Origin of the sequence: Micromonospora ferruginea, assembly GCF_013694245.2 — a bacterium.
GTDB lineage: Bacteria > Actinomycetota > Actinomycetes > Mycobacteriales > Micromonosporaceae > Micromonospora > Micromonospora robiginosa.
The window spans coordinates 4,327,934-4,344,158 of the sequence record NZ_CP059322.2 but is presented as its reverse complement, the minus strand read 5'-3'; the positions used below and the strand labels follow the sequence as shown (position 1 = coordinate 4,344,158).

Here is a 16,225-nt window from a genome sequence, read left to right as displayed (position 1 = left end):
AACATCTAGCAAGATGAATGTCGAATCGGGAGGGCGGCGTGACGGAACCGACTGATTCCCTGCTCAGGCACCAGACCGAACCCGCGATGATGGCGCTGCTGCGGGCCATGTCCGTCTGCCACACCCGCGCCCAACGCCTCGACGCGCTACGCACCACGACCTCCGTGACGGTCGCCGCCGCCGGCGCGGTCGTCGCGTTCACCGGCGTGTCGGCCACCGCCGTCACCGCGCTCGGCGCGCTCTGGGCCGTGGTCAACGCGCTCGGGCTCGCCACCTGGTCACGCGGGCAGCTCCGCCGCGCCGCCACCATCCAGGAGATGTTCGACGTCGACCTGTTCCGCCTGCCCTGGAACGAGGTGGCCGCCGGCGACCGGGTCACCGCGCCGGAGATCAGCCGCCTCGACCGCGCGTACCGGGGCGACGAACGCTACCTGCGTGACTACTACGAGATCCCGGACCTGCCCGCCCCCTACGACGTGCTCGCCTGCCAACAGCAGAGCCTCGGCTGGGGCGCCCGGCTGCGCCGCCGCTACGCCCACACCGTGCTCGCCGCCGTGGCCACCTGGGCGGCGGTCGGCGTCGTCTACGGCGTACTCGCCGGCCTCACCGTCGCCCACCTGCTGCTCGCCTGGTTCGTGCCGTCACTCGGCGCGCTGCTGCTCGGCGTCGAGATCTACCGAGGCCAGCGCGACGTCGCGACCGAACGCGACCGGGCCACCGCCGCCGTCCACGACCACCTCACCGCGGCCGTCCGCGACCCGACGGCCGCCGCCGCCCTGCCCGCCGTGGCCCGACAGGTGCAGGACCTGCTGTTCCGCACCCGCTGCACCCAACCCCGCGTGCCGAACTGGTTCTTCCGCCGGTTCCACGCCGCCGACCGGATCGACTTCCAGTCCACCATGGCCGGCCTCGACCACCTGCTGCACCCGGGGTGACCGATCCGCCACGTCGAGTCGTGCGGGGCCACGCGATGATCCGGACGTCGGTACCGTCCGTCGCGTGTCGCACACCGAAGACCTGCTGGTCGGGTTCACGCCGCCCCGGCCGTACACCAGGGACGTCGTCGCCGGCGCGCCCGCCGCGCCCGGCGTGCACCTGGTGCTCGACGGCGGCGTGGTCGCCTACGTCGGCTACACCGGCGACCTGCGCGCCCGACTGCGCCAGCACCTCACCGGCAACCGCGACTCGTCGGTGCTGCACGACCAGGTCGGCCAGCTCCTCGACGCGCCGGGCCGGGCCGCGACCCGCGACGACATCGCCGGGTGGCTGGGGCGGTGCGAGGTCCGCTGGCAGGAGACCGACAACCCCGAGGGTACGAAGGAAGCGCTGGTCCTGGCGCTGCGTCCCCGCTTCAACCGTCAGGTGCCCCGCGCCCGCTGACGGTCGGGCCGCGCCGCGCGCAACGCGTCGACCACCACCGCCCAGCGGCTCGGCGTCATCTCGTCCGGCGCGCGCAGCACGTCGCCGTCGTGCACCACCACGCCGGCGTCGCGCAACCGCCGCAGGTTGGGCTGGTAGACCGGATGCGCGGCCAGCGCGGCGTTCACCCGGGGAAAGACGTGGATCGGCAGGCCCGTGCCGAGCAACTCGTTGAGGATGCCCAGGGCCAGCGTGTCGCTCGCCCCGGCCGCCCACTTGTTCAGCGTGTTGAAGGTGGCCGGCACGACCGCCGCGGCGTCGGCCGGTGGATGGGGTTCGGGGTCGCCGGGGCGGCGCCAGTCGGCGCGTACCTGATGGCCGGTCTGGGCGGCGAGCGCGTCGACGTCGAGCCAGCTCGCGGCGATCGGGGTGGCGATCAGGCAGACCCGCCAGCCGTCGGCGGCGAGCAGTTCGGCGAGTTCGCCGACCCGCTGGGCCGGGGGAGCGGCGCAGACGATCAGGTGCAGCACCGGCGCTTCACTCATGCCGCCCAGTCTTACCGCAAACGGCCCCGCCCGAGCACCGTGTCCGGGTGCTCGGGCGGGTGGGGTGTTAGGCGGGGGCCCCGCCTATGCCGAATGCGTTAAGCGGGGGCCCCGCCTTTCTGCACGATGCCGTTGACCGTGAGGGTGTACGGGGCGTACTGCTGGACCTGCTCGGTGGGCTCGTCGTAGGCGACCACGGCGACCACCTTCGGGAACAGCGAGAGCAGCGCGAGCTGCGCCCGGTTGAGCGTCAGGCTCGACTTGCCGTCGAACTCGAACTGCCAGGCCAGCGAGTGCTTCTCGTCCAGGCCGACGAGCCGCACGTTCCAGTTGGCGACGGCGATCGGCTTGATCTCGGTGGGCGAGTCGAACGCGGCGAGGCTGCTGCCGTCGCTGACCGTGGTGCCGCCGACGGTGACGTCGTCGACGCGCAGGCCGCCCTCGTTGACGCCGCCGTCACTGACGTAGCGGAAGCCGAGCAGGATGTTCTTCCCGGCGTACGCGGACAGGTCGAAGCTGTGCGGCTCGAAGCCGTCGGTGGTGCCGTTCAGCGCCGGGCCGAGCGGGCCGTCGATGGTCTTGTCGCCGGCGACCGCCGTGTAGGTGGCGCCGCCGTCGGTGGAGACCACCACGTAGCCGTAGTCGAAGCCGAGCTCCGCGCCGTACTTGGCGACGAAGCGCAGCGTCGGGTCGGTGGTCGGCACGGTCACCGGGGTGATCGCGGCGGCGTCGGTGTTGTTGGCGTTGCCGGAGAACAGCACCGGGTTGCCGGGCCGGTCCGGGTCGTCGGTCACCACGGTCCAGGCCAGCGGCAGCGCCGGCAGCGTCTTCGCGCCCTGGAACGACAGCGACCGCAGGTCACGGCCGCGCAGCACGGTCCCGTCGGCCTTCGACAGCGGGACGTAGTCGGCGCCGTTGGGCGCCGCGCCGGGCGTGGCGTACGCGGCCGGGTTGGCCAGGTTGACGGTGGAGCGCAGGCTCGGCGTGGTCACCCGGCTCTTCGGTACGCCCAGCATGATGCCCCGGCGCGACTCCCCGACGATCTTGTCGACCAGCGTCATGGACTGGTAGTCGTGGATGACCTGGTACATGTTCTTCGCGCCCTCGGCCTTGAGCGCCGCGTCGAGGCTGGCCAGCCCCTGCAGGTCGGCGTCGTTGTGCAGCCGGTGCACGATGTCGTTGCCGTAGCGGTCGTAGAGGAACTGGATGAACGCGTACGCGTTGCCGTAGTCGGCGAGCACCGCGTTCGGGTTCGGGCTCTCACCCCACAGGTTCAGCGAGTTCTCCGGCCCGCCGCAGTCACGCGGGTTCGCGTTGTACGGCGTCTGCACCGTGCCGAAGCCCTGCTGGCAGTAGAGGTGGCTGTCCGCGCCCCGGTCGAAGACGGTGGCCTTGGTGTCCACGTACCCGGTGAGGGTCTGCGCGAAGTCCGACAGGCCCTCGTTCATCCAGGTGGTCTCGAAGGGATCCGAGTAGTAGTGCGCCAGGTGCTGCCACTCGTGGGCGAACGTGCCCTCGTAGCTGAACGGGCGGGCCGGGCGGCTGGTGCACAGGTCGGAGGTCGGCTCGTCCGGCGGGTTCGCGCCGGTGCGGTGCAGCCAGTCGAACGCGTCGACGGTCATCACGTTGCGGTCGAACAGCTCGTTGAGCTGCGCCGAGAAGAAGCCGGCGATGTAGGTCGGCGCGGCCGGGAAGTCGTAGAAGTTGTCGTCCCGGACGTTGTCGATCAGGGTGACCGTCTTGTTGCCGCCGCCGGAGTAGTCGCCGCCGTTGCCCTGCGCGTCCGGCGGGATCTGGGCGTTGGTGCCGTCGCGGTCCGGCGGCCGGCTGAACGCGACCGTCTCCTTCGGGTACATGTTCGTGTCGAACTCGTGCACGAAGCTCTGCACCTGGGCGTCGGTGATCTGCGTCGACGTGGGGATCTGGTTGCGGCAGTCGTCGGCCGGGAACGCGATGTCGTCGGCGACCCACACCTCGACGTTGTCGCCGACGCCGCGCAGCGTGTAGTTCTTGCGGTAGTAGCTGCCCTGGACGTCGTCCATGCCGAGCCACTGCCGGACCGTACCGACCGGCGGGGTGGTGGCCGCGGCGGCCTTCGACCGCGACTGGGCGCGCTTCTGGTAGCGGGCCGGGGTCTTCACCGGCTTGCCGTCGAGCGTGAAGTCCTTGCGGGTCAGCTCGCGGGTGTCGTCGGTGACCGGCTTGGCCTTCGCCTTGGCCGGTGCGGCCGACGCGGCCGTGGCGGGCAGGACGCCGAGGAACGGTAGGACGAGTGCGATGGCTGCGGTACCGGCGATCCGGCTGCGTGCCATTGGCCCCCCTTGTCGGGTGTGCGGATCCGGCCGACGGGGTCACCGTCGTATCCACCGGAGAGATATTCACCGTCGTTCGTACGCCACATCGTTGCCCTTGGCAACCAGTTGAACGTGTTAAGAAGGGGCCCCGCCTCTACCGAATGCGTTAAGAAGGGCCCCCGCCTTGCAGGTAGTCGAGAGTGTGCTGAGCGATGTGCGTGAGGGCGCGCACCGGGGGGTGGTGGTCGACTCGCCGCCCGGCGCCGGCAAGAGCACGCTCGTCGTGCGCGCCGCCGCCGAGCTGGCCGTCACCGGGGACCCGCTGATGATCGTGGCGCAGACCAACGAGCAGGTCGACGACCTCGTCGACCGGCTCGCCCGCAGGGCACCCGAGCTGCGCATCGGCCGGCTCTCCGCGGCCGACTACCGGCCCACCGGACGGGTCCGGGACCACGCGACGGTCCGGGTCGCCGCGAAGGTCGCCGACCTGGGCGGCCCGGCCGTCACCATCGGTACGGCGGCCAAGTGGGCCACCGTCACCGAGGGCACCTGGCCGTGGGCGATCGTGGACGAGGCGTACCAGATGCGCGCGGACGCGCTGCTGCGCGTGGCCGGGCGCTTCGAGCGGGCGCTGTTCGTCGGCGACCCCGGTCAGCTCGACCCGTTCTCCACCGTCGAGACCGCTCGCTGGACCGGCCTGACCTGGGACCCGATGCAGTCGGCGGTGGCCACGCTGCTGCGGCACAACCCGGAGCTGCCGGTGCACCGGCTGCCGGTGTCGTGGCGGCTGCCCGCCTCCGCCGCGCCCGTGGTGTCCGCCGCGTTCTACCCGTTCACCGGGTTCCGCGCCGGCACCGGGCCGGCCGACCGGGCGCTCACGTTCACCGAGCCGGGCCCCGGCGACGGCTACGACGCCTCGGTCGAGCTGGCTGCCGCCACCGGCTGGGCGCTGCACGAGCTGCCCGCCCGGCACACCCTGCGTACCGACGGCGAGGCCGCCGCGGCCTGCGCGGAGCTGGCGTTGCGGGTGCTGGCGCGCGGCGCGGTCGCGGTCAGCGAGGCCGCGCCCGGCGGCGCGCCGGTCACCGCGGACCGGATCGCCGTCGGCGCCGCCCACCGCGACCAGGTCGCGGCCATCCGGTCCCGGCTGGGCGCGGCCGGCGCGGGCATCACCGTGGACACCGCCAACCGGCTCCAGGGCCGGGAGTACGACGTGACGATCGTGCTGCACCCGCTCTCCGGCCGGCGCGACGCGACCGCGTTCCACCTGGAGTCGGGGCGGCTCTGCGTGCTGGCGTCCCGGCACCGGCACGCGTGCGTGGTGGTGGCCCGGGCCGGCATCGGCGAGCTGCTCGACGCCTACCCGTCGACCGAGCGGGTGCACCTGGACGTGCCGGTGAAGTTCCCGGACGGGTGGGAGGCCAACCAGACCGTGCTCACCCACCTCGACGCGCACCGGGCCTGAGTACGCGCACCCGGGTACGCGTACCGGGCGGAAGCGACGGCGGGCCGGACCGGGCGGTCCGTTCGGATCTTCCGACGGCCGCGGGTGGTGGGCAGGATGGCCGGGTGCATCCTCACGACCCTTATCAGCCGGATCCGTACCAGCCGTACTATCCGCCGCAGTACCCGCCGCCGGAGCCGGAGGGGATCAACTGGTGGACGGTTCTCTGGGTCGCGGTACCGGCACTGCTGGTGATCCTGTGCTGTGCCGGGTGCGTGTTCTCCGGGTTCGCCGGGGGGTTCATGGACGGTTTCCAGGAGGGGTACTCGTCGTCGTAGCCGGGCCAACCCTCGACGGGCGCGGCTGGCGGCGGTGCGTTAGACAGGGATCATGACCATGAGCGTGCTGCTCTGGCTGGGTGGGGCCGTGGTGGCGGTGGCGGCCGGCTTCCTGGCCACCCTGCTGCCCCGGCGACGCGCCCGCGCCGACCGCCGGAAGGTCGCCTGGTCGTCGGCGTGGGCGGCGATCCAGGACGCCACCGTCAGCCGGGACGCGTCGACCACGCCGGTGCCCGAGGCGGAGCGGCTGCTGGCCCGCGCCGAGCTGCTCGCCGCCGTGCCCGGCGGCGGCGCGGACGCGGCCCGGGAGGCCGCCGCGCAGGCCCGCCGCGCCGACGAGCTGTGGCGGGCCGGCGGATGAGGGTACGCCGGGAGCTGCTGCGCTGGTCGCTGCTGGCCGTGGCGGTGGCGGTGCTGGCGGTGTTCCTCGTCGCGCAGCGGCAGAGCACCGAGGTCAGCTACGGGCGGTCGCCGTCGTCGGCGTCGCTGCCCGGGGAGGGCTCCGCCGGGGAGCTGAGCGACGCGGGCGTGCCCTCGGTCGAGGAGATGACCGCGCTGGTGGCCGCCGAGCCGGTGGTGCGCCTGCCCGGCGCGGTCGCGCGGTGGGACACCGCGCGGGTACGGGCCGCCGCCGGTCCGGGCGGCACCCGGATCCTGGTCGCCCCGCCCGGGTTGGACGAGGCGGAACGCCGGCGGGTGAAGGACGTGGAGAACGCCGAGATCCGGATCGTCGGCACCGAGGTCAGCGGCGGCGTCCTGGCGGCCACCCCGGACGACCTGCCGGGCTGGCGGGCCCAGTTCGCCACCGACGACGTCACCGACCAGGTGCTCACGCTGCTCGCCGCGCTGCGCAAGCAGCCGCTCCCGGCGGACCGGGACGACCTGCGGTGGCGGGACCCGACCGACGCCGAGCTGGCCCCGGTGACCGCCGCGCTGCGCGCCACCGGCCGCTGGGTCGCTCCCGGCGCCACGCTGCCCCGGCTGCCGGAGCGGTCCGCACGGGAGGCGTTCCCGGGCGGGGCCTGGTTCGTGGTCCTCCCGGCCCAGCCGTACGGGACGCCGCTGCCGGCGTACGGGCCGGCGCTGCACCGGCTCGCCCCGGACCGGCCGGTGGTGGTGATGTACGGCGGCTGGATCGAGTACCACGGTCCCGGCGCGGCGGACTTCGCCGAGGTGGCCGGCGCCAGCTTCTACGCGCAGTACGGCAGCCGGCTCAGCCGCTACGCGTATCCGCAGGACACCGTGCTCGGGGCGTACCTGGCCCGGGTCACCGACGTGCGCTACGCGGGGCTGTTCGACCGGCCGTTGCCGTACCGGCCGTTCGACCCGCTGCGGGTGGCGTTGCCGGCGCTGCCGTGGCTCTTCGCCGGCTGCGTGGCCGGGTTCGTGGCGCTGTCGATCCGGACCGCGCGGGGCGGACGCCGGAGGCGGCCGGGCGACCTCGGGCCGGGTGGTACGCCGGCCCGGCTGGCCGGGCTCTCCGCGCTGGCCGTGGAGCTGTCCCTGCTGACCGACGCGCGCAGCGACCCGGCGCTGGTGCGGGGCATCGGCCGGCTGCGGTCGGCCCGGTACGCGCTCGACGACCGGCTGCCCGACAAGCACGTACGCGGGCTGCTGGCCGACGCGGAGGCGGAGCTGGACGGCGTCGCCCGGGACGTGCGGATGCCCGGTTACCGGCCGGACGTCTACCTGCGCGGGAGGTTGTCGTGAGCGTCGACGCGCGGCGGTGGCTGCGCCGGCTGGTCGGCACCGCGTTCGGCCGGGCAGTGCTGGCCTGCCTGGCGCTGGCCGGCTGGGCGCTGTGGTCCGGTGGGCTGTTCGACGGGCCGGCGGCGCGGCAGGTGCGCGCCTCGTCGGTCTACGCGGCGCCCGGCGTCGACCTGGACCGGGCCGCCGCCGAACGGGTGATCGGCAACCGGCGGCTGGTGGTGCTGATCATGGCACCGGGCACCGATCTGGCCGGGACCTGCGACGACACCGAGCGCGCCACCCAGGGCACGCTGGTGCTGGCGATGAGCCGCGACGGCGACGACTGGGACACGTACGGCTGCTCCCGCCTCGGCGGCGACAGCCCCCGCGACATCGGCCGGTCGGTGGTCGTGGAGAGCGTCATCTCCCAGGGCGCGGACGCGTTCGTGGACCGGCCGGTCGAGGCGCTGAAGGTGATCGTGCTCAACTACGACCGGCTGGTCCGGACCGGCCTGGTGCCCGACGGCGCGCGGACCATCAGCCCGTCGCTGCCCCGCTACCTGCTGGCCGTCGGCGCGGTCGGTGGCGTGGTGGCCGGCGCGGCGGTGCTCTGGCTGGGCGGGCGGCGGGCCGGTCGGCTGGCCGACGCGCGGCGGGCCGGGCGGGACGCGCGCGCCGACGAGCGGGCCGCGCTGGGCGCCGCCACCGCCGTGCTGGCCCAGCAGATCATCGACCTGGACTCCGCCGGCGGTGCGGGCCACCGGCGGTTGGCCGGCGACTACGTCGGACTGCTCGACGAGGTGTCCGGCGTGGACGACGGCGACTCGACGGGCCGGCTGCGCGAGCGGGTCGAGGAGCTGAGCCGGCGGGCGGCGGACCTGGCCGCCGAGACGCGCGGACGGGGCCGGCGGTGAACCGCCGACCCCGTCACCTGTGCGCCGTCAGCGACCGGCGCCGACCACCGTGGCGGCCGGCCAGCTACCGCTGAAGACCTGGGCGGGCGTCGCGCTGCGGGCGGCGAAGCCGAACAGCGAGTCGACCCGGGAGGCCTCGGCCGAGCTGGGGTACGGGTTGGTGCAGCTCGTGCCGGCGCTGCCGCCGGACATCAGGATGGCGCAGTTGCCGTTGTAGTTGTCCGGCAGGCCGAGGATGTGGCCGATCTCGTGCGTCATGATGCGCAGCGGCGAGTACTGCTGGGCCTGGTAGTAGTCGATGACCACGCGGCCGTTGCCGAGGCTGGTGCGCTGGGCGTACGACCCGCCGCCGTAGGTGTAGTAGATCATCAGGTTCGACCCGCACTGGGCCATGTTGATGTTGTTGGTGTAGTTGTTCCAGATGGACGCCGCCTGCACCGCGTAGCTGGCGAACGGGCCGGCCTGGCTGGTGTTGTAGCAGACGTTGCGGACCGCGGCGGAGGCCGGTGCCGGGTTGACGGCGACCGCGCCCAGCGCCGTCAGCGTCACGGCCGCGAGGGTGGCGAGGATCCGGGACAGCTTCGGCGTACGCATGGTTCACGCTCCTTGGGGGTAGGGGGAACGCCGCCAGCCTATAGATAGCCTTCTATCGATATCAAGCCCCGGAGAGAAGGAGGGGCCCCCGCTTAACGCTTCCGGTAGAGGCGGGGGCCCCGGTTAACACGTCGCCGCCCGGCGCGCGCTCAGGTGGCCGCGTGCGGGTCGGCGGCGTTCAGCGTGGCGACCACCTCGGCGTAGTCGCCGCGCGCCTCGGCGTGCCGGAGGAGCTTCACCCGCTCCACCTGGATCTCGGTGGCGTCCGGCCGCGTCTCCAGCAGCGTCACCACCTCGGCCACGAACTCGTCCAGCGGCATGGCGAACTCGCTGGTCTCCTGCCCGGGCAGCAGCCCGGTCCGCACCGCAGGCGGCACCAGCTCCACCACCCGTACGCCGGTCTCGGCGAGCTGGAGCCGGATCGACTCGCTGAGCATGTGGATCGCCGCCTTCGAGGCGTTGTAGCTCGGGGTGACCCGCAGCGGCACGAAACCCAGGCCGGACGAGACGGTGACGATGGTGGCGTCCGGCCGCTTCGTCAGGTGCTCGACGAACGCGCCGATCAGCCGGATCGGCCCGAGCACGTTCGTGGTCACCACCTCCTCGGCCGAGGCGAGGAACGTCTCCGGCGACCGCCAGTCCTCGATCCGCATGACGCCGGCCATCGCGACCAGGACGTTGAGGTCCGGGTGCCGAGCCAGCACCGTCCCGGCCGCCGCCGTGACGCTCGCCGGATCGGTCGTGTCGATGGGTACGGTGTCCAGGTCCGGGTGGGCCGCCGCGATCTCGTCGAGCAGTTCGGTACGCCGCCCGCCGACGATCACCGTGTTGCCCCGGTCCCGCAGGGCGAGCGCCAGCGCCAGGCCGATGCCGCTGGTGGCGCCCGGAATGAAGATCGTGTTTCCGGAGATGTCCATGTCGCCAGCATGGCCCGACGGCGGAGAACGGTGCAGAGATCCGTGATCGGGGGATCGCGGATCCCTGGTTCGCGCCCCCGCACGGCGGATACTCGGATCATGGACCGCGCCGCCCTCGCCGACTTCCTCCGCCGCCGCCGCGAGGCGCTGCGCCCCGGCGACGTGGGGTTGCCGGAGGGCGCCCGCCGCCGGGCACCCGGCCTGCGGCGGGAGGAGGTCGCCGCGCTCGCCGCCATGCCACCGACTACTACACCCGGCTGGAGCAGCGGCGTGGCCCGCAACCGAGCCCGAACCTGCTCGCCGGGCTGGCCCGGGCGCTGCGGTTGACCGGCGACGAGCGTGACTACCTGTTCCGGGTGGCCGGGCACAGCCCGCCCGAGGCGGTCGGCACCGCCACCCACGTCGCGCCGGCGCTGCTGCGGGTGCTGGACCGGCTGGCGGACACGCCGGCGTTGATCCTGTCGAACCTGGGGGAGACGCTGGTGCAGAACCGGATGTCCGCCGCGCTGCTCGGTGACCGTTCCGGGCACACCGGGCTGGCCCGCAGCGAGGTCTACCGGTGGTTCACCCGGCCCGACGAGCGGTGGCGCTACCCGGCCGAGGACCACGACCGGCAGAGCCGCGCCCAGGTCGCCAACCTGCGCGCCGCGTACGGATCGATGGGCCCCCGGTCGCGCGCCGGCGAGCTGGTGCGGGCGTTGCGCGCGGCCAGCGCCGAGTTCGCCGAGCTGTGGGACCGGCACGAGGTGGCGCAGCGCTTCGCCGACCACAAGACGCTGATCCACCCGGAACTCGGCCCGATCGAGCTGGACTGCCAGGTGCTGTTCACCGAGGACCAGTCGCAGGCGTTGCTCGTGCTCACCGCGCCGCCGCGCAGCGAGGGCGCGGAGAAGCTGCGGCTGCTCGCCGTGCTCGGACACGAGCGCTTCCCCGCCTGACCGTCCCGCGCGTGAACCGGGCACAGGAACGGTCATTCACGCCGCCGGGAATCCCCGGCTTTGCTGTCAACCTCCCGTCACGCAGGGTGTTCTGCTGATCCCTTCCGGTCGATAGCGTCGATGCACTGCCGTCGACGAAGGGCCGACGATGAACGACAACGGACAAGCGCTCGACCGTCGGCGACTCCTCGCCGGCGCGGCGGCGGCCTCGGCGGTCACCCTGACCGGCCTGGCCGTCGCGACCACCACCGGCGCCGCGGCGGCGGCCCCGACCCGTACCGGATCACCGCTGGTCGCCCGCGACCGGGTCGGCGCCGCCGCGCTGCGCGCACCCGACGGCGCCGCCACGGCCGTCCGGATCCAGGCCGACTTCCACGCCCGGCTCACCGCCTGGCTGGCGTTCTGGTCGGCGAACTCGCCGCGCGCGTGGAGCACGCCGGCGCACCTGGTCGCCCGGATCGAGCCGGCCGGCGACGCGCTGGTGCTGCACGCGATCCGCTACCGCCGCGACGACGAGCTGTACGCCGGCTTCGCCGCCGCCCGCCGCGACGCCACGCACCTGGCCACGTTGGCCAGCCTGCACCACCACTTCCCGAGCGTGCGGTCCCGCCCGGACGGCACGGTCCGGGTCGGTGACGGGCCCGCCGGCTTCACCGGCACGCCCGAGCAGGTCGCGTTCGCGGTCGCCGCCTGCCGCGAACTGTGGGCGGAGCCGGCCGCCGCCGGGCGCTGGACCGCGCACGCCGGCCGGGCCCTCGCCCGCGCCGGACAGCCCGCCGACGCCGCCTCGCACGCCGGCTGGGCGGCCTTCACCCGGATCAGCCTGCGTCGCGGGCTGGGCACCGAATCGTACGAGTGACCGGAGGTAGCACATGGCCCGCAACGAGTTCCGCTTCGTGGTCGACGGAGTCGACCTGACCCCCGACCAGCAGACCCTGATCGCCGGCGAGATCCAGAAGGCCGGCCTGGCGGCCCTGCGTACCGCCGACGCCAAGCTCGCCAACCCGCTCACCCTCGGCCACGGAAACATCAAGCTGCGCCCCGAGTGGTACGGGCTCTGGGTGCTCGACGGCCAGCTCGCGCAGGACCTCGGCCAGAAGATCAACGACATCGGGTTCTGGATCCAGCGGTGACCGACGCCGCCCGATCCGCCGGCCCGCCGGAGCGGATGTGCCCGAGCACGCCGGCGTCCAACGCCACGGTGTTCCTCGGCATGATCACTCCGGCGGGCCGGGTGGCCTATGTGACGCCGGCCGTACCGGCCGAGGTGGGTCTCGCCACGGTCGACCGCTCCGGCGGGCCGGTCGAGTCGCAGGTCCGCCTCGCCGGTCCCTGCGTCACCTCGTCGTGCGGCTTCTGGACCGGCTCGCACTGCGGGCTGGGCGCCCGGATGGCCGCCTCGTACGCCGAGACCGCCCCGCCGGCCGAGGAGACGCTGCCGAAGTGCGCGATCCGGCGTACCTGCCGGTGGTTCGCCGAGCAGGGCCCGGCCGCCTGCCCGGCCTGCGCGCACGTCGTCACCGACGCCCGCTGAGCGGGGCCGGCGGCGCGAATATGGCGTTCCCGCCTGTCGGAGGTGTCGACTAGCGTCGGGAGGTCATGGAGCCGCGGTTCGGCGAGGGGATCATCGGTCGGGAGCACCCGGCCGGGTTGCTGCGTGCCGAGGTGACCCGCGTGGTCGACAGCCACGGCGGCTTGGTCCTGGTGACCGGCGAGCCGGGCATTGGCAAGACCACCCTGGTCTCGGCCGCCGCCGACGAGGCCCGCCGGCGCGGGGCGCTGGTGCTCGGCGCCGCCTGCTGGGACTCCGACACCGCCCCCGACTACTGGCCCTGGGTGCAGGTGCTGCGCCGGCTGGCCCGGGCCACCGGCGACCCCGCGCCCGCCCGCGAGGCGGCCGACGCCGGGCTGGCGGCCCTGCTCGGCGAGCACACCGCCGACGGCGCCCCGATCGGCGAGCGGGCCGTGGACGGCGCCCCGATCGGCGAGCACATCGCCGACGGCGCCCCGATCGGCGAGCGGGCCGTGGACGGCGCCCCGATCGGCGAGCGGGCCGTGGACGGTCCGCGAGCCGCCGCCAGCCGGGTCACGGAGGGCGGCCCGGCCGAGGACGGCGATCCGGTCGAGCCGGGCGACGACGGCGGGCGGGCCGAGTTCGACCGGCACGACGCGGTGACCAGCGCGCTGGTCGCGGTCGCCCAGCACCGGCCGGTCGTGGTGGTCCTCGACGACCTGCACTGGGCCGACCCGGCGTCGCTGCGGCTGCTCCAGTTCGCCACCCAGCACACCTGGTTCGAGCGGCTGCTGCTGATCGGCACCTACCGCGACGCCGAGGTCGAGGCCGGCGACCACCGGCTGGGGCCGCTGCTGCTGCCGCTGACCGCCAAGGCCACCACGGTGACGCTGACCGGCCTGGACCGCGACGAGGTGGCCGCCCTGATCAGCCGCACCACCGGCCGGGAGCCCGGCGCGGGCCTCGTCGACGAGGTGCACCGCCGCACCGGCGGCAACCCGTTCTTCGTCGAGCAGACCGCCCGGCTCTGGCACACCGACGGCCTGGCCGACACCATCGCCCCCGGCGTACGGGAGGCGGTGCGCCGCCGGCTCGACCAACTGCCCGCCCCGGTGGTGGAGGCGCTGACCGTGGCCGCCGTGCTGGGTCGCGAGTTCCACCGGCAGACGCTGGCCGCCTGCGTACCCGGTCCGGCCGCGCAGGTGGACCGGCTGCTCGACCGGGCCGCCGCCGCCCGGCTGGTGCTGGCCCGCGGCGGTGGCCGGTTCGCCTTCGTGCACGACCTGGTCCGCGAGACGCTCTACGACGGGCTGCCGGAGGACGACCGCCGCGCCCGGCACGCCGCCGTGGTGCGGGCCGTCGACCGCTCCGACACGCTCGCCGGCCGGCTCATCCCGGCCGAGCTGGCCCGGCACGCCTGGCTCGCCGGCGCCGACCTGGATCCGGTACGCGCCGGCGACCTGCTGGTGGCCGCCGCGCGCGACGCCGGCGGGCGGCTGGCGGTGGAGGAGTCGGTGCGGCACTTCCGGCGTGCGCTGAGCCGCACCGACGAGCCGGCCCGGCGGGTCCGGATCCTGATGGAGTTCGCCGGGCTGCTGCACCACGCCGGCACGCCTGGCGACGCCGAGGAGTTGCTCGTCCAGGCCGCCGCGCTCGCCCGCGAGCTGGCCGAGCCGGCCGTGCTGGCCCGGGTGGCGCTCACCGCCCGCAGCCAGCACTCGGCCACCCGCCGCCGCCTCGACGCCGACGCGCTGGTCCGCGAGGCGTACGCCCGGCTGATCGGCCCGGCCGACCCGGAGCGGTCGACGCGTGCCCTGGTCACCGACCTGATCACCGCCACCGAGACGCTGGCCCGGCACGGCCGCGACGACGAGGCGCTCACCTTCAGCCTGTGGGCCCGCCACGACACCACCTGGGGGCTGGGCACCGCGCAGGAGCGGGCCGTGGTCACCGCGGAGATCCGCGAGGTGGCCCGCCGCGGCGGTGACCGGGACACCGAGCTGTGGGCCACCTCGCTGCGGTGGGTGGCGCTGCTGGAGCTGGGCGATCCGGGCTACCGGCACGAGCTGGCCGCGTTCGTCGACGGCTGCCGGGCCGGCGACGTGGCCCGGCAGCGGATGGCGGCGTCCATCGACAGCGGCATCATCGACGCGCTCCGGGGCGACTTCGCCGCCGCCGAGGCGAACTTCGCCGAGATGGACCGCTACGGCGAGTGGGAGCACTCCGACCACGCCTTCATGGGGCACCACCTGCGCTGGTCCGTGCTGCTGCTGCGCGGTCGACTGACCGAGGCCGAAGCCCTGCTCGACCAGACCGGCGCGGCCCACCATCCGCACGTGGAGCTGCTGCGCGGGATCACCGCCGCCGAGCGCGGCGACACCGCGACGCTGCTGCGGCTCGTCGGTGGGATCGAGGCGGCCGGGACGACGTACCCCCGACCGGTGTCGACGCTGTGGCTGCGGCTGCGGGCCCAGGCGGCGGCCGCGGCCGGCGATCCCCGTCGTTGCGCCGAGGCGCGGGCGGCCCTGGCGCCGCACCGCGGGCGGTGGCTGGTCGCGCTGTTCGGCTGCGACATCGGTGGTCCGGTCGACCTCTGGCTGGCCGGGCTGGACGCCGCCGAGCGGAGGTGGGACGACGCAGTCGCCGGCTATGCCGCGGCCCGGGACGCCGCCGACCGGCTCGACGCCCGGCCCTGGTCGGTGCTCGCCCGGGCCGGGCTGGTGACCGCGCTGGTCGGGCGCGGCGGGCCGGGCGACGCGGCCGAGGCGGCCCGGCTGCGGGCCGGGGCGGAGGCCGAGGCGCGGGAGCTGGGCATGACGCACGTGGTGGCGCGGCTGAGTGCGGGCGGGGTGTCGCCCGCCTCCGGCGGGGACGCGCCCGGCACGGCGGTGGTCGACGTCTCCGCGCCGGCTCCGCCGGTCGGCGCCGTCGCTGCCGTCGGGGCGGCTGTTCCGGGCCGTGCCGGCGTGGACGGTGGCCCCGGCGTCAGCGGCTGGTCCGGCGTGGCGATCGGCGCGGGCGCGGCCGGTCGCGCCGCCGAGGGTCGGCCCGAGTTCTGCTTCGACGGGTCGGTGTGGCGGCTCGCCTGGGCGGGCACGGTGGTGCACCTGCCCGACGCGAAGGGCCTGCACGACCTGCGGCTGCTGCTGAGCCGACCCGGGGTCGACGTGCCCGCGGTGGAGCTGCTGGACCCGGCGGCCGGTGCGGAGCTGGTCGCCGCCCGACGGCTCGGCGCCGACCCGGTGCTCGACGACGAGGCGAAGACCCGCTACCGCCAGCACCTGCGGCGGCTCGACGACGAGATCGACCGGGCGGCGGTACGCGGAGACGAGCGGCGGCTGGCCGCCCTGGACGCCGAACGCGCCGCCCTGCTCGACCAGTTGCGGGCCGCCGCCGGGCTGGCCGGGCGCACCCGCCGCCTCGGCGACTCCGCCGAGCGGGCCCGCAAGGCGGTGACCGGCCGGATCCGGGACACGCTCCGGCGGATCGAGCAGCGGCACCCGGCGCTCGCCGCCCACCTGCGTGACTCGGTCACCACCGGCGGCACCTGCCGCTACCTCCCACCCACCCCGGTCCCCTGGCACCTCTGACCCACCCCGCGCGCCCCGCGCGCCCCGCCCGCCCGCCCCGCCCCGCCCCGCCCCGCCTCGCCCCGCCCCGCCCCGTCGATCTTGGACTTG

15 protein-coding genes and 1 pseudogene are annotated in these 16,225 nt (G+C 74.9%); 12 read left to right on the top strand and 4 right to left on the bottom strand.

The window, feature by feature from the left end; translation table 11 throughout:
- The first annotated feature begins 38 nt into the window (after positions 1-38).
- Together H1D33_RS18855 and H1D33_RS18850 are read left to right on the top strand one after the other, a co-directional pair.
- Positions 39-935, top strand: a complete 897-nt coding sequence (locus H1D33_RS18855) for an S-4TM family putative pore-forming effector (protein ID WP_181571891.1) — start codon at positions 39-41, stop codon at positions 933-935.
- Positions 936-999: 64 nt separating this feature from the next.
- Positions 1,000-1,380 (top strand): GIY-YIG nuclease family protein, encoded by a 381-nt coding sequence (locus tag H1D33_RS18850; protein ID WP_181571892.1) that lies wholly within the window; start codon positions 1,000-1,002, stop codon positions 1,378-1,380.
- Here H1D33_RS18850 and H1D33_RS18845 read toward each other — a convergent pair.
- Both H1D33_RS18845 and H1D33_RS18840 read right to left on the bottom strand, forming a co-directional pair.
- Positions 1,359-1,904 carry a flavoprotein gene (locus H1D33_RS18845; RefSeq protein WP_181571893.1) on the bottom strand — a complete coding sequence of 182 codons (546 nt, stop codon included), beginning with the start codon at positions 1,902-1,904 and terminating at the stop codon, positions 1,359-1,361. The two genes, H1D33_RS18850 and H1D33_RS18845, sit on opposite strands and share 22 nt — an antisense overlap.
- Before the next feature lie 98 nt (positions 1,905-2,002).
- A complete protein-coding gene (locus H1D33_RS18840) occupies positions 2,003-4,216 on the bottom strand; it encodes a choice-of-anchor J domain-containing protein (protein WP_181571894.1) in 2,214 nt (737 codons plus the stop codon).
- A gap of 184 nt (positions 4,217-4,400) precedes the next feature.
- On the opposite strand from H1D33_RS18840, the gene H1D33_RS18835 reads away from it, so the two are divergent.
- The 5 genes from H1D33_RS18835 to H1D33_RS18815 all read left to right on the top strand — a co-directional run bounded on the left by H1D33_RS18835 (position 4,401) and on the right by H1D33_RS18815 (position 8,583).
- Positions 4,401-5,663, top strand: a complete 1,263-nt coding sequence (locus H1D33_RS18835) for an AAA domain-containing protein (protein WP_246412016.1) — start codon at positions 4,401-4,403, stop codon at positions 5,661-5,663.
- Between the two features lie 104 nt (positions 5,664-5,767).
- Positions 5,768-5,980 (top strand): hypothetical protein, encoded by a 213-nt coding sequence (locus tag H1D33_RS18830; RefSeq protein ID WP_181571896.1) that lies wholly within the window; start codon positions 5,768-5,770, stop codon positions 5,978-5,980.
- 52 nt (positions 5,981-6,032) lie between these two features.
- Positions 6,033-6,341: a DUF6403 family protein gene (locus H1D33_RS18825; protein ID WP_181571897.1), complete on the top strand. Its 309-nt coding sequence runs from the start codon at positions 6,033-6,035 to the stop codon at positions 6,339-6,341.
- Positions 6,338-7,690, top strand: a complete 1,353-nt coding sequence (locus H1D33_RS18820) for a hypothetical protein (protein ID WP_181571898.1) — start codon at positions 6,338-6,340, stop codon at positions 7,688-7,690. The genes H1D33_RS18825 and H1D33_RS18820 overlap by 4 nt, the downstream gene beginning before the upstream one ends.
- Complete coding sequence (locus tag H1D33_RS18815; RefSeq protein WP_181571899.1) at positions 7,687-8,583, top strand: hypothetical protein; 897 nt, start codon at positions 7,687-7,689, stop codon at positions 8,581-8,583. The genes H1D33_RS18820 and H1D33_RS18815 overlap by 4 nt, the downstream gene beginning before the upstream one ends.
- Positions 8,584-8,610: 27 nt before the next feature.
- Here H1D33_RS18815 and H1D33_RS18810 read toward each other — a convergent pair whose 3' ends face one another.
- A complete protein-coding gene (locus H1D33_RS18810) occupies positions 8,611-9,177 on the bottom strand; it encodes a snapalysin family zinc-dependent metalloprotease (protein ID WP_181571900.1) in 567 nt (188 codons plus the stop codon).
- A gap of 149 nt (positions 9,178-9,326) precedes the next feature.
- Complete coding sequence (locus H1D33_RS18805; RefSeq protein WP_181571901.1) at positions 9,327-10,094, bottom strand: SDR family oxidoreductase; 768 nt, start codon at positions 10,092-10,094, stop codon at positions 9,327-9,329.
- 99 nt (positions 10,095-10,193) lie between these two features.
- Between H1D33_RS18805 and H1D33_RS18800 the strand changes: the two are divergent.
- The 5 genes and pseudogenes from H1D33_RS18800 to H1D33_RS18780 all read left to right on the top strand — a co-directional run bounded on the left by H1D33_RS18800 (position 10,194) and on the right by H1D33_RS18780 (position 16,135).
- Positions 10,194-11,032 (top strand): annotated as a pseudogene (locus tag H1D33_RS18800) (helix-turn-helix transcriptional regulator).
- A gap of 148 nt (positions 11,033-11,180) precedes the next feature.
- The gene (locus tag H1D33_RS18795) at positions 11,181-11,891 is read left to right on the top strand and encodes a hypothetical protein (RefSeq protein WP_181571902.1); all 711 of its coding nucleotides are present in this window, start codon (positions 11,181-11,183) and stop codon (positions 11,889-11,891) included.
- A 13-nt stretch (positions 11,892-11,904) separates the two neighbouring features.
- A complete protein-coding gene (locus tag H1D33_RS18790; protein WP_181571903.1) occupies positions 11,905-12,165 on the top strand; it encodes a hypothetical protein in 261 nt (86 codons plus the stop codon).
- On the top strand, positions 12,162-12,566 hold the full coding sequence (locus H1D33_RS18785) for a hypothetical protein (RefSeq protein WP_181571904.1): 405 nt from the start codon (positions 12,162-12,164) through the stop codon (positions 12,564-12,566). Before H1D33_RS18790 ends, H1D33_RS18785 begins: the two co-directional genes overlap by 4 nt.
- 65 nt (positions 12,567-12,631) lie before the next feature.
- The gene (locus tag H1D33_RS18780; protein WP_181571905.1) at positions 12,632-16,135 is read left to right on the top strand and encodes an ATP-binding protein; all 3,504 of its coding nucleotides are present in this window, start codon (positions 12,632-12,634) and stop codon (positions 16,133-16,135) included.
- The last annotated feature ends 90 nt before the right edge of the window (positions 16,136-16,225 follow it).

What these genes read in the sequence shown, in the direction of transcription:
- H1D33_RS18790 (WP_181571903.1), top strand. Translation starts at nt 11,905, where the DNA reads ATGGCCCGCAACGAGTTCCGCTTCGTGGTCGACGGAGTCGACCTGACC.
- H1D33_RS18820 (WP_181571898.1), top strand. Translation starts at nt 6,338, where the DNA reads ATGAGGGTACGCCGGGAGCTGCTGCGCTGGTCGCTGCTGGCCGTGGCG.
- H1D33_RS18825 (WP_181571897.1), top strand. Translation starts at nt 6,033, where the DNA reads ATGACCATGAGCGTGCTGCTCTGGCTGGGTGGGGCCGTGGTGGCGGTG.
- H1D33_RS18805 (WP_181571901.1), bottom strand. Translation starts at nt 10,094, where the DNA reads ATGGACATCTCCGGAAACACGATCTTCATTCCGGGCGCCACCAGCGGC.
- H1D33_RS18845 (WP_181571893.1), bottom strand. Translation starts at nt 1,904, where the DNA reads ATGAGTGAAGCGCCGGTGCTGCACCTGATCGTCTGCGCCGCTCCCCCG.
- H1D33_RS18810 (WP_181571900.1), bottom strand. Translation starts at nt 9,177, where the DNA reads ATGCGTACGCCGAAGCTGTCCCGGATCCTCGCCACCCTCGCGGCCGTG.
- H1D33_RS18840 (WP_181571894.1), bottom strand. Translation starts at nt 4,216, where the DNA reads ATGGCACGCAGCCGGATCGCCGGTACCGCAGCCATCGCACTCGTCCTA.
- H1D33_RS18780 (WP_181571905.1), top strand. Translation starts at nt 12,632, where the DNA reads ATGGAGCCGCGGTTCGGCGAGGGGATCATCGGTCGGGAGCACCCGGCC.
- H1D33_RS18795 (WP_181571902.1), top strand. Translation starts at nt 11,181, where the DNA reads ATGAACGACAACGGACAAGCGCTCGACCGTCGGCGACTCCTCGCCGGC.